15 protein-coding genes are annotated in these 11,903 nt (G+C 60.5%); 14 read left to right on the top strand and 1 reads right to left on the bottom strand.

The window, feature by feature from the left end:
- From CAG11_RS23760 to CAG11_RS23750, 3 genes are all read left to right on the top strand, one after another.
- Positions 1 to 394 (top strand): phage tail protein (locus tag CAG11_RS23760; protein ID WP_085598198.1); only part of this gene is annotated, 394 nt, incomplete at its 5' end.
- The gene (locus CAG11_RS23755; RefSeq protein ID WP_085598197.1) at positions 387 to 848 is read left to right on the top strand and encodes a phage virion morphogenesis protein; all 462 of its coding nucleotides are present in this window, start codon (positions 387 to 389) and stop codon (positions 846 to 848) included. The genes CAG11_RS23760 and CAG11_RS23755, both read left to right, overlap by 8 nt.
- A gap of 15 nt (positions 849 to 863) precedes the next feature.
- A complete protein-coding gene (locus CAG11_RS23750) occupies positions 864 to 1,421 on the top strand; it encodes a hypothetical protein (RefSeq protein ID WP_085653277.1) in 558 nt (185 codons plus the stop codon).
- 125 nt (positions 1,422 to 1,546) lie between these two features.
- Here the strand turns inward: CAG11_RS23750 and CAG11_RS23745 are convergent, their stop codons facing one another.
- On the bottom strand, positions 1,547 to 2,104 hold the full coding sequence (locus CAG11_RS23745; protein ID WP_256578822.1) for a hypothetical protein: 558 nt from the start codon (positions 2,102 to 2,104) through the stop codon (positions 1,547 to 1,549).
- A 121-nt stretch (positions 2,105 to 2,225) separates the two neighbouring features.
- Between CAG11_RS23745 and CAG11_RS23740 the strand changes: the two genes are divergently transcribed.
- The 11 genes from CAG11_RS23740 (at position 2,226) to CAG11_RS23690 (ending at position 11,899) form a co-directional block, all read left to right on the top strand.
- Entirely contained in the window at positions 2,226 to 2,798 is a 573-nt protein-coding gene (locus tag CAG11_RS23740; RefSeq protein WP_085598195.1) for a phage baseplate assembly protein V, read from the top strand.
- The gene (locus tag CAG11_RS23735) at positions 2,795 to 3,139 is read left to right on the top strand and encodes a GPW/gp25 family protein (RefSeq protein ID WP_085598194.1); all 345 of its coding nucleotides are present in this window, start codon (positions 2,795 to 2,797) and stop codon (positions 3,137 to 3,139) included. Before CAG11_RS23740 ends, CAG11_RS23735 begins: the two co-directional genes overlap by 4 nt.
- Entirely contained in the window at positions 3,136 to 4,047 is a 912-nt protein-coding gene (locus CAG11_RS23730) for a baseplate J/gp47 family protein (protein WP_085598193.1), read from the top strand. Before CAG11_RS23735 ends, CAG11_RS23730 begins: the two co-directional genes overlap by 4 nt.
- Positions 4,047 to 4,748, top strand: coding sequence for a phage tail protein I (locus CAG11_RS23725; RefSeq protein ID WP_085598192.1), 702 nt, complete (start codon positions 4,047 to 4,049; stop codon positions 4,746 to 4,748). Before CAG11_RS23730 ends, CAG11_RS23725 begins: the two co-directional genes overlap by 1 nt.
- Positions 4,745 to 6,286, top strand: a complete 1,542-nt coding sequence (locus CAG11_RS23720) for a phage tail protein (RefSeq protein ID WP_085598191.1) — start codon at positions 4,745 to 4,747, stop codon at positions 6,284 to 6,286. Before CAG11_RS23725 ends, CAG11_RS23720 begins: the two co-directional genes overlap by 4 nt.
- Before the next feature lie 9 nt (positions 6,287 to 6,295).
- Complete coding sequence (locus tag CAG11_RS23715; RefSeq protein ID WP_085598190.1) at positions 6,296 to 6,718, top strand: phage tail assembly chaperone; 423 nt, start codon at positions 6,296 to 6,298, stop codon at positions 6,716 to 6,718.
- A gap of 90 nt (positions 6,719 to 6,808) precedes the next feature.
- The gene (locus CAG11_RS23710; RefSeq protein WP_085598189.1) at positions 6,809 to 7,978 is read left to right on the top strand and encodes a phage tail sheath protein; all 1,170 of its coding nucleotides are present in this window, start codon (positions 6,809 to 6,811) and stop codon (positions 7,976 to 7,978) included.
- Between the two features lie 57 nt (positions 7,979 to 8,035).
- The gene (locus tag CAG11_RS23705; protein WP_085598188.1) at positions 8,036 to 8,551 is read left to right on the top strand and encodes a phage major tail tube protein; all 516 of its coding nucleotides are present in this window, start codon (positions 8,036 to 8,038) and stop codon (positions 8,549 to 8,551) included.
- Between the two features lie 51 nt (positions 8,552 to 8,602).
- Positions 8,603 to 8,932, top strand: a complete 330-nt coding sequence (locus tag CAG11_RS23700) for a phage tail assembly protein (RefSeq protein ID WP_085598187.1) — start codon at positions 8,603 to 8,605, stop codon at positions 8,930 to 8,932.
- Positions 8,933 to 8,940: 8 nt separating this feature from the next.
- Positions 8,941 to 9,060 (top strand): GpE family phage tail protein, encoded by a 120-nt coding sequence (locus CAG11_RS23695; protein ID WP_085598186.1) that lies wholly within the window; start codon positions 8,941 to 8,943, stop codon positions 9,058 to 9,060.
- The gene (locus CAG11_RS23690) at positions 9,050 to 11,899 is read left to right on the top strand and encodes a phage tail tape measure protein (RefSeq protein ID WP_085598185.1); all 2,850 of its coding nucleotides are present in this window, start codon (positions 9,050 to 9,052) and stop codon (positions 11,897 to 11,899) included. The genes CAG11_RS23695 and CAG11_RS23690 overlap by 11 nt, the downstream gene beginning before the upstream one ends.
- Positions 11,900 to 11,903: the final 4 nt, after the last annotated feature.

Below are 11,903 nucleotides of genomic sequence, written 5' to 3'. Positions count from 1 at the left end.
CAACCCTGACCGGCTGCTGATCTTCATCGACAACGGCAAGGTCCGCTGCACCGCGGCCGCCAGCCTCTCGTTCGAGTACAGCTATGACCTGCAGGTGATCCTGACCGACTTCGCCGGCCACCCCGACAGCGTGATGGTGCCGCTGCTGGCCTGGCTGCGCGTGAACCAGTCCGAGCTGCTGGAAAACCTCGACAAGTCCGCCGAGGGCATCAAGTTCGAGGCGGATCTGCTCGATAAGAGCAAGGTCGACATGAGCCTCAGCCTGCCACTGACCGAGCGCGTCGTCGTGCGCACTGATGACGCGGGCAACGTCACGATCAGCCACCCGGGCGAGCCACAGCGCAACCTCGACCTCGCGGATGGCCCTGGCGAGTGGATCGTCCCCAATGGCTGAGCTCGAAGCCCTGGAAGACTGGGCCGCCGGCCTGCTGGGGCGCCTGCAGCCCAGCGCTCGAAACAAGCTTGCCCGCAGCATCGGCCAGGCCCTGCGGCGCAGTCAGCAACAACGGATCATTGCTCAGCGCAACCCCGACGGCAGCAAGTACGCCCCGCGTAAACAGCGGAACCTGCGGGGTAAGCAAGGCCGGATCAAGCGCAAGGTGAAGATGTTTCAAAGGCTGCGCACCGCTAGTTTCTTGAAGGTCCAGGGCGACGGCAGAGCGATCAGTGTGGGGTTTACAGGGCGGGTCGCCCGTATTGCGCGCGTGCATCAATACGGGCTTAAGGATAGGGCGGAGCGGGGGGCTGCTGATGTACGCTATGAGCAGCGAGAAATACTCGGTTTAACAGAAAATGATCTTGCCATTGTACGCGATCAACTGTTGATGCATCTTTCGACCAAATCTTAAAGACAAACACTAGAAATGAAGACCCAGCAAATAATTGCAAAAACATGTCTAGCGACGATTGTATGTTTAGCACTCACCACAATCATCGCGGCTCCATGGATCATGGAAAAAACGTCCCCGGAGATGGGCATATACACAGGAGCAATAGCTGGATTCACCCTATTAATGCTACTTCTAGACCTAAAGACTGTACGCTTTCTAAAGGGATTGATACTTATAGGCTACGGAGTTTTATTTCAAGTGATCTATACGAAATACTACTTCCTTTTTCCTGACACAGACACAACAAGAACAGAAGAATTAAAAATTCAGCTAGATCTTTACATGCAAATATTAGTATTTGCCTGCGCAGGTGCAGGGGGCAGCATCATAGCAAACTATGCAGATAAAAGCTCCATCGATTACGAAAAACCCTCATCCGACCATAGTCTCACAGACAATACTGAGAACTTTAAAAAACTTAACGCCAGCATAAAAAAAATTGAAAGAAAAGCAGATTTAATTATGAAAATATCATTGATGTCCGTCGCAACAATTCTAGTAATCGCCGTCACCATACTATTCAAACTGTAATTTGACCGTAATAAAATCACAAAAACAACAAAAATATAAAATGTTAAATTATATAAAGCCCTATAAATCATAAATATAGCTGACGGCCTCTAGCCAAAAATCTTCAACGCGCTAACTCAGAACCTCTAAGTACGAGCCGCTTCAGCTATTGAAAGTTTCAGTTCATCAAGCTTATCCCCAAGAGCAAACTGAGCATGATCCGCATGCTCTAAAAATGGCTGACCTGAATCGCCGCGCATATAAGCCTTCTTATGCTCAGAGTTTACTAAGTTGACTTCTTTCCTAGCCACTTCCACAGCTTTGTAATACGACAATATTTTATCATCCCCATAAACCCTTATTATCATTTCAATTCTGCCAAACTCATACCCACCCTTAGAGTCTTTATTAATAATATCCAAGTAATTGTTGTAATCTATAGTACCCTTCATAACTAGTCTAAGATTCGCATAATGACTAAAAAACAGAGTACTCCAATGACAGACCAAGACATATAGCTCTTCAAGTCTTTCTTTACGGACCTTATCACTTGCAACTCTTTCTTCATGTTGCATGCGCTGAAACGATTGCTTAGCGTTCGATCTGTTAGTTAGCCATACCCCAAGAGTGGTTAACAGCGAACCGAACAACACACCAGCAAAACCTACCAAGGCTTCAGAGGACACTTTTTCAAATATTTCCATCAGCATAATCTTTCCTTACTTGCCTTACAGAGCCCTACCCTATGAACACCGCGATTGTATAGGTTCTTCTTACAAGGAACCAAAGCTGCACCCGCACACGCGCGGCGCCACCATCAGCGCCATGAACGATCTAGCCACCCTCGCCCGCCTGATTGAAAACCTCATCCGCTTCGGCGTCGTCGCCGCCGTGCAGATGACACCGCCGCGCGTGCGGGTGAAAACCGGTGAACTGACCACCACCTGGTTGCCCTGGTTGGCCGTGCGCGCCGGCGCTGACCGGGAGTGGGACCCGCCCACCGCCGGCGAGCAGGTCCTGCTGATCAGCCCCTCGGGCCAGCTCGGCAACGCCGTGGTCCTGACCGGCCTGTTCAGCGACAGCGCCCCGGCCAATGGCAACCGCGCCGGCTTGCACCGCCGCACGTACAGTGACGGCACGGTGATCGAGTATGACAGCGTGGCCCACCACCTCAACGCCACCCTGGTCGCCGGTGGCACTACCAACCTGGTCAGCACCGGCGGCATCACCATCGTTGGCCCGATCACTCACCAGGGCGACTACACCCAAACCGGCAACCAGACCGTCACCGGCAAAGTCACCGTGTCGCAAGACGTGATCGCCTCCGGCATCAGCCTGGTCAAGCACCTGCATGGCGGGGTAATGCCCGGTGGCGCGAAGACAGGAACCCCGGAATGAACCGAGAAACCGGCGCCGCGATCAGCACCTCGGAACACATCGAGCAATCGTGCAGCGACATTCTCAGCACTCGCATCGGTACCCGGGTCATGCGCCGCGAGTACGGCAGCCTCCTGCCCGAGCTGGTCGACCACCCGTTCAACGACCAGACCCGCCTGCGCGTGTACGCGGCCACCGTGATGGCGCTGATGCGCTGGGAACAGCGAATTAGCCTGAGCCGGGTTCAGTTCCTGGGCGCCGCCCTCCAGGGGCAGGCCGTGCTGGATATCGAATGCCGGCGGGTCGATAGCAACGAACCGCTGAACCTCAGTGTCACCCTGCAGCTGGGGGCCAGTGCATGAACACCTTCGTCCCTATCGACCTGAGCCAGCTCCCACCGCCGGAGATCATCGAGCAGATCGATTACGAGTTGATCCTCGCCGAGCGCAAGGCCTACGCCATCAACCTGTGGCCTGCCGAGGAGCGCCCCGAGATCGCCGCCCGCCTCGATATGGATTCGGAGCCCCTGGCCAAGTTGCTCCAGGAGAACGCCTACCGGGAAATGGTCTGGCGACAGCGGGTGAACGAGGCCGCGCTCGCAAATCTACTGGCCACCGCCAAGGGCACCGACCTGGAACAACTGGCAGCAAACTACAACGTCAAGCGCCTGGTGGTGCAGGAGGCCAAGCCGAATGCGATACCGCCCCAACCGCGGATCATGGAAAGCGACGACAGCCTGCGCGAACGCGCCCAGATGGCCTGGGAAGGCCTGAGCACGGCGGGGCCCCGTAACAGCTACATCTTCCACGCTCGGGCCGCCGACGGCCGTGTCGCCGACGCCACCGCTGAAAGCCCATCGCCTGCCGTGGCGGTGGTGACGGTGCAGAGCCTGCTGGGCGATGGCACTGCGCCGGCGGACCTGCTCGCCGTGGTCAACAGCTACCTCAGCGACGACGACCGCCGCCCGGTAGCCGACCGCCTGATCGTCCAAGGCGCCACCATCTTGCGCTACAAGGTCAAGGCCAAGCTCTACCCGCTGTCGAACGGCCCTGAGGCGGAACCGATCCTCGCCGCGGCGGAAAAAAGCCTGCAGGCCTACGTGTACCAGCGCCGGCGGCTAGGAATGGAGGTCACCGAATCGGCCGTGCATGCCGCGTTGCACGTCGAAGGCATGCGCAAGGTGCTGCTCGATAACTGGGTCGATATCGTCGCCACCCGCTCGCAGGCGCCGTACTGCACCGCCATCGAACTGTCCCGGGGTGCCGAGTGATGGTCGGCCGGCACCTGCTGCCGAGTAATGCGACCGCGCTCGAGCGCCAGGCCGCCCTGGCCCTGGCACAGATCCAGCGGGTACCGATTCCGCTGCGCCAGCTGTGGAACCCCGACACCTGCCCGGTAGAGCTGCTGCCGTACCTGGCCTGGGCGTTCTCTGTCGACCGTTGGGACAGCAAATGGCCCGAGGCGGCCAAGCGCTCGGCGATTCGCTCGTCGCACTACATCCATTCGCGCAAGGGCACCATCGGCGCCCTGCGCCGTGTGGTGGAGCCCCTGGGCTACCTGATCGAGGTGCTGGAGTGGTGGCAAACGGTGCCAGAAGGCGTTCCGGGCACCTTCGCTATCAAGATCGGCGTACTCGAAACCGGCATCACCGAGGAGATGTACCAGGAGCTCACCTGGCTTGTGGATGACGCCCGGCCCGTCACCCGGCACCTGACCGGAATGGCCATCAGCCTGGAGACCACCGGGGGGTTCAACATCTTTGCCGGCGTTGCGGACGGGGACGAAATCGACGTGTATCCGCCTGTGCTGCGCGACATCGTCACGACTGGCGTCCTCGGCAACACCGGCCGCGAGTCCTCAACCGACAGCGTCGACGTGTACCCGCCTGCCTCGGGGGCCATTGCCCTGACTTGCTACATCGGCGCCCCTGGGCGTGAACATTCCATCGACTACCTGGACACCTACCCATGATCGACCCGAATAGTCAGTTCTTCGCGATACTCACAACGGCGGGTGAGGCCAAGCAGGCCAACGCCGATGCCCTGGGCATACCCTGGAAGCTAACCGAGATGGGGGTGGGCGATGCCAACGGCACCGACCCAATCCCCGACCGTGCGCAAACCCGGCTGATCAACGAGCGTCGGCGCCGACCGCTGAACAAGCTGTCGGTGGATCCGGCTAACCCGAACATCATCGTGGCCGAGCAGATCATCCCGGCCGACGAGGGTGGCTGGTGGATTCGGGAGATTGGCTTGTATGACGCCGATGGCGCCTTGGTCGCGGTGGCGAACTGCGCCCCCAGTTACAAGCCGCTGATGTCCCAGGGCTCCGGCCGGACGCAAGTCGTGCGGATGAACTTCATCGTCTCCAGCGCTGCCAGCGTGGTGCTGAAAATCGATCCGGCCGTGGTGCTGGCCACTCGGCAATATGTCGATGACTCGATTGCCGATGCGGTCAACCGGCAGGACGCCAAGGCGTCGGTGTTAGTGGCGACCACGGGGCCGATTCAGCTCGCCGGCACCCCGACCATTGACGGTATACCGGTGCCGCTGGGCTCGCGGGTGCTGGTGAAGGATCAGGCCCAGGGGAAGGACAACGGGATCTACCTCACGGCCGAGATCTGGAGGCGGGCCGCCGATGCAGACAGTAGCGCAAAGGTTACTCCGGGTCTGCTGGTCGCTGTCGAGCAAGGCACCGCCAGCGCTGACACCCTGTGGCTGCTGTCGACGGATGGACCGATTATCCTCGGCACCACGCCGCTGGCGTTCAAGAATGTGACCCAGGGCCTGGCGCCGATTAACTCGCCGGCGTTTACCGGGGCGCCGACTGCTCCAACGGCAGCACAGTTTGACGTCAGTAAGACCCTGGCCACGACAGAGTTTGTGCAGCGAGCGGTCGGGAATTTTTCCGGGCAATACGGCGCGTCTTCAAGCCAGACGCTGACGCTTGCCCAGGCCGGTGTACTTATCAATGCGAGCGGCACGGTAACCCTCACGCTTCCAGCCGTAACCGCTCAAAACATCGGCGCGACATATCAAATCAACAACGCCGGCAATGGTGTAGTGACTGTGCAGGCTGCGGCCGGACAGGCGCTTTACGGGGTAGGCAACTCAGCACCGCGAACCTTCGTACTGGGGTCAGGTGACACGGTAACGATCTCTTGTGTTGGGGCCGGTCAATGGTATGGATGGGGTGGGGTTCAACTCGGTTCCTCGGCTGCATTTGCCGGAGTCCTAGCACCGGCGGGTTATCAGAGGTTGCCGGGGGGCCTGATCATGCAATGGGGAAGTGCTGTGTCAGCAGGAGGGGCGCCGGGTAACTGGAATGCTGTTTTTTACATTGCGTTCCCGAATGCGTGCCTCAGCGCGGCAATACTCGGCAACGGGGGCGCGACAGTGTTTTCCCTAGTGAACAAGGGCACAAACGGCCTTAAAGCCACGGCGATGTTGAGTACTACAGCGGTGCCAACTGCCGACCTCGGTGGTTTCTTCATCGCCCTAGGAAATTGAGGAGGGTCTATGTTCAGTTCAAAATCCACTCGCAGCTTCTACGACCCCACTGTTCACATCTCTATGCCGAAAGATGTCGTCGAAATAACCGCTGACAGGCACGCTCAGCTAATGGCAGGTCAGGCCGCCGGCAAGGTCATTGACTGGGGCAAAGACGGCTTCCCAGTGCTTACCGACCCACCGCTACCGAGCGCTGAGGACCTGGCGGGCGTTGAACGGGCATGGCGAGATCAGCAGTTGACTGAAACCGATGGCGTTGTAACTCGGCATCGCGACGAGCTGGAGGACGGCGCGGCCACAACCCTCACAGCCGAGCAGTACAGCCAGCTCCAAGCCTACCGCCGGGCTCTACGCGGCTGGCCCGAATCCGGCGAATTCCCGCTCAGCGAACACCGTCCACCGGCGCCCGCCTGGCTACACGAGCACCTGTAACCCCCTCCCCTACAAGCCCGCGCGCTCGCTGATCCGGCGCGCGCGCGGCAGCCTGTGCACTGTCACTTCCACACTGCGCAGGCAAAACCCATGGCCGATTATCTCCACGGCGTGCGGGTCCTCGAACTCAACGACGGCACCCGCCCCATTCGTACAATCCCCACCGCTGTTATCGGCCTGGTCTGCACTGCCGACGACGCCGATGCCAATACCTTCCCGCTCGATACCCCGGTCCTGTTGACCAATGTGCAGGCAGCCGTGGGCAAGGCCGGTACCAAGGGCACACTCCGCGCCTCGCTCCAGGCCATCGCCGACCAGACCAAGCCCTACACCATCGTGGTACGGGTCAAGGAAGGCGCAGATGAAGCCGCAACCACCAGCGCGCTGATCGGCACCACCACGGCCGAGGGCAAGTACACCGGCATGAAAGCCCTGCTCGCAGCCAAGGCCAGGGTCGGCATGGTGCCGCGCATCCTGGGCGTGCCAGGCCTCGACAGCCTGCCAGTGGCCACCGCCCTGGGCGCCATCGCCAAGGACCTGCGCGGCTTCGCCTACGTCAGCGCCTGGAACTGCAAGACCAAGGAAGAAGTGGTCGCCTACCGCGAGAACTTCGGCGGTCGGGAAATGATGGTGATCTGGCCGGAGTTCCTGAACTTCGACACCGTGACGAGCAAGACCGTCACCGCCTCGGCCGTGGCCCGTGCCCTGGGCCTACGCGCGAAGATCGACCAGGAGACCGGGTGGCACAAGACCCTGTCCAACGTGCCGGTCAGCGGCGTGACGGGCATCAGCGCCGACGTGTTCTGGGACCTGCAGAACCCCGCTACCGATGCCAACTACCTCAACAGCAACGAGATCACCACGCTGATCAACGAGGGCGGTTTCCGCTTCTGGGGCAGTCGCACTTGCACCGACGATCCGCTGTTCGCGTTCGAGAACTACACCCGTACCGCGCAGATCCTGGCCGACACCATGGCCGCCGCGCATATGTGGGCCGTCGACAGACCGCTCCACCCGTCCCTGGTGCGCGACATCATCGAAGGCGTCAACGCGAAGTTCCGGGAAATGGTCGCCCAGGGCTATCTGATTGGCGGTAGCTGCTGGTACCCGGACGACGCGAACGACAAGGACACCCTCAAGGCCGGCAAGCTGTTCCTCGACTACGACTACACGCCGGTGCCACCGCTGGAAGACCTGACCCTGCGCCAGCGGATCACTGACCGCTACCTGATGGACTTCGCCAGCAAGATCAACAGCTAACCAGGGTCTCCCGCACGAAGGGAGCCACCTCGCACCAGGACACCGGAGAACGCCGCCATGGCCCTGCCTCGCAAACTGAAAAACCTCAACCTGTTCAACGACGGCAACAGCTACCTGGGCGTAGCCCACTCGGTCACCCTGCCACCCCTGGGCCGCAAGATGGAAGCCTACCGGGGCGGTGGCATGAACGGCCCGGTCAAGGCCGACCTGGGCTTCTCCGACGACGGTATCCAATTCGAGTGGAAGACCGGCGGCCTGGATCTGATCGGCCTGCGCCAGTTCGGCTCGGTCAACGCGGCAGGCATCATGCTGCGCTTCGCCGGCGCCTTTCAGCAGGACGACACTGGCGACGTCAGCTCGGTCGAGATCGTTGTCCGCGGCCGGCATGAGTCGATCGAGATGGGCGATGCCAAATCCGGCGAAGACACCGAGCACAGCATCAAGACCACCTGCAGCTACTACAAGCTGACCGTGGACAACGAGGAGATCATCGAGATCGACCTGCTCAACTTCATCGAGAAGGTCGCAGGCAAGGACATGCTCGACAAGCAGCGCACCGCCCTCGGCATCTGACCCCTTCGCCCATCAGCCGGGCGATTAACCATGCACCAGGAACACCACCTCATGAGCACCGAAGACACCAACCAAGCCATGCCCGAAGCCGAGAACAACACCGTGGTCCTCGACACGCCAATCAGCCGCGGCAAGAGCACCGTCGACACCATCATCTTGCGCAAGCCCCAGGCGGGCGAGCTGCGCGGCGTGAACCTAGTCGAGTTGCTGAACATGGACGTCGCCTCGCTGATCAAGATCCTGCCGCGAATCAGCACCCCGAGCATCACCTCCCCCGAGGCCGCAGCGATGGACCCCGCCGACCTGCTGGAATGCGGCAGCAAGATCGCCGGTTTTTTGTTGCGCAAGTCGGTGAAGACGGAAGTATCCCTCATCGCGTAGAGGACGCCATGGCCGACCTGGCCGTGGTTTTTCACTGGGCACCGGCTGACATGGACCAGCTGGACCTGCCCGAACTGATGGACTGGCGCGAGCGCGCCAGGGTACGGAGCTCCAACGATGGCGAATGACCTCAAGCTGCAGGTGTTGCTCAACGCCATTGACCGCGCCACAGGCCCCCTGCGCTCGATCGATAAGAGCAGCATCGGCGCAGCCCGGGCATTGAAGGATGCTCGGGACAACCTCAAGCAGCTCAACGCGCAGCAGAAAGACATCAGCGCCTGGCGCACCCAGCGCGCCGCTGCCGAGCAGACAGAGCAGGCCTTGGGCGCCGCCCGTGATCGCGTGCGAGCGCTCAGCCAGCAATTCGCAGCCACTGGTGCGCCTACAAAGGCCATGACCCGCGACATGCGCTCAGCGATTCGAGAGGCGCAGCGACTCAAGCAACAGCACCAGCAACAGGGCGAGCAGCTCCAGAGCTTACGCACGAAGCTCTACGACGCCGGCATCAGCACGCGCAACCTCGGGCAGGCCGAGCGTGACCTGCGCAGTAAAATTACCCAAACCAACCAAGTCATAGGTCAACAGGAGGCCAAGCTTAGGCGCTTGGCTGGCCAGCAACGACAGCTTGCCAACGCCAAGAAGAGCTACGAGAAGGCTCAGGGTGTTGCAGGTGGCATGGCCGCCAGCGGTGCCGCTGGCCTCGGTAGCGGCTATGCGCTGAGCCGGCCACTGAAAGCAGCAGTAGACGCCTTCGCACCCGCCGAAAATGCCGCTACACAACTGAAAGTGTCGATGATGGCACCCGACGGTTCCGTCGCCCCCGAGTTCGAGAAGCTGACAACTCTAGCAACCCAGCTCGGCGACCGACTGCCCGGAACAACGGCCGATTTTCAAGAAATGATGACGATGCTCCGGCGCCAGGGGCTCACGGCAACCAACATCCTGGGCGGTACGGGCGAGGCGGCTGCGTACCTGGGCGTTCAACTGCAAATGCCCGTCACGTCCGCGGCTGAGTTCGCAGCAAAAATGCAGGACGCCACCCGGACCACCGAAGGCGACATGATGGCGCTGATGGACACCATCCAGCGCACCTACTATCTGGGTGTCGACAGCGGCAACATGCTGCAGGGCTTCAGCAAGATCTCCCCGGTGATGGACATCATCAAAAAACAGGGCCTGGAGGCCAGCCAGATCCTCACCCCGCTACTGGTGATGATGGACCAGGCTGGTATGGAGGGTGGGTCTGCTGGTAACGCCTACCGGAAAATTTTCCAAGGAGCGATGGCCAACGCCAAAATCCAGAAGGCCCTGGACGATCTGAAGGCCGAGCGCGGGATCTCACTCAAGCTGGACTTCACAGACGGCAGGGGAGAGTTCGGGGGCATCGAGAAAATGTATGCCCAGCTGGAGAAGCTCAAGGGGCTGAACACAGAGGTCCGCCTCGATCTGATCAAGAGCATGTTCGGCGACGACAGTGAGACTCTGACAACCCTCAACACCATGATGGCCAAGGGTATTGCCGGCTATCGCGAAGTCGAGGGCAAGATGCAGACCCAGGCCGATTTGCGGACCAGGGTGAACGAGCAACTGTCGACGCTGGCGAACGTTCTGGAAGCTGCCGAGGGCAGCTGGACCAACGCCATGGCCGACGTAGGCAAGGTGATGGCCCCAGAACTGAAGGAGCTCATCCAATCGCTGGGAGATGTTGCAAACCGTGTGGGTACCTGGGTGAAGGCCAACCCCGAATTGACTCGCCAAATCGCCAAGACCGTCGCCGGAATCGCTTTGCTGATGACCGTCATGGGCGGACTCAGCATTGGCCTGGCCAGCATGTTGGGTCCGTTCGCCATGGTTCGCTATGCCCTGACCCTATTCGGCATCAAGGGTGGAGGCGTACTCAGCCTTCTCGGGCGAGGCATCCGCGTACTGGCCGTGGCCCTGGGCGGACCGCTGATCGCAGCCATTCGCACCGTCAGCATTGCCCTCTGGGGCCTCGCAGCCAACCCTATCGCCCTGGCCATCGCAGCCATAGTCGTAGCCGTCGCAGGTGCGGCATACCTGATTTACAAGAATTGGGATGCAGTGAAAGCCTATGTCATAGGGCTGTGGAACGAGATTAAGGCCGGTTTCTCCGGAGGCATCGGCGGCATCATCACGGTGCTGACCAACTTTACGCCAATAGGCATCATCTACCGGGCCTTCGCCGAGGTTCTGAACTACCTGGGCCTGGATCTACCGACCCGGTTTACCGAGTTCGGCAGCATGATCATCAACGGCCTGGCCAATGGCCTGATGAGTGGACTGGGCATAGTGAATGGCTATGTAACAGAGCTCTGGAACGAGATTAAGGCCGGCTTCTCCGGGGGCATCGGCGGCATCATCACGGTGCTGACCAACTTTACGCCGATAGGCATCCTCTACCGGGCCTTCGCCGAGGTTCTGAACTACCTGGGCCTGGATCTGCCGACCCGCTTTACCGAGTTCGGCAGCATGATCATCAACGGCCTGGTCAATGGCCTGATGAGCGGCCTGGGCGCAGTCAAGCAGACCATTACAGCAATCGGCGACTCAACAATCGGCTGGTTCAAGGAAAAGCTCGATATCCACAGCCCATCGCGGGTGTTCGCCGAGCTCGGAGGCTTCACCATGGCCGGCCTGGCCCAGGGTCTCGAGGCGGGCCAGCAGGGGCCGCTCAACGCCGTGAACGATCTGAGTCGCAAGCTGACCTCCGCAGGCAGCATGGGCCTGGGCATCGCCGCGCTGCCCAACCTGTCGGTGGACACCCGCGCGCCCATCAGCCCCACCGCCATGGCCACATACGACAGCCACGACGTTTACGAAATCAACATCCACACCGCTCCAGGCATGGATGCCGTCGCGATTGGCCGCGCCGTCCGGGCCGAGCTGGCCCGCATTGAGAGCGAGAAAGGCGCTCGCAAGCGCAGCAAACTCGCTGACCTGGAGTAACCGC

The sequence above is a fragment of the Pseudomonas sp. B6(2017) genome, assembly GCF_002112765.1.
GTDB classification, from domain to species: Bacteria; Pseudomonadota; Gammaproteobacteria; order Pseudomonadales; family Pseudomonadaceae; genus Aquipseudomonas; species Aquipseudomonas piscis.
Note: the sequence above shows the minus strand (reverse complement) of the source record. Positions and strands in the feature narration are given on the sequence as shown.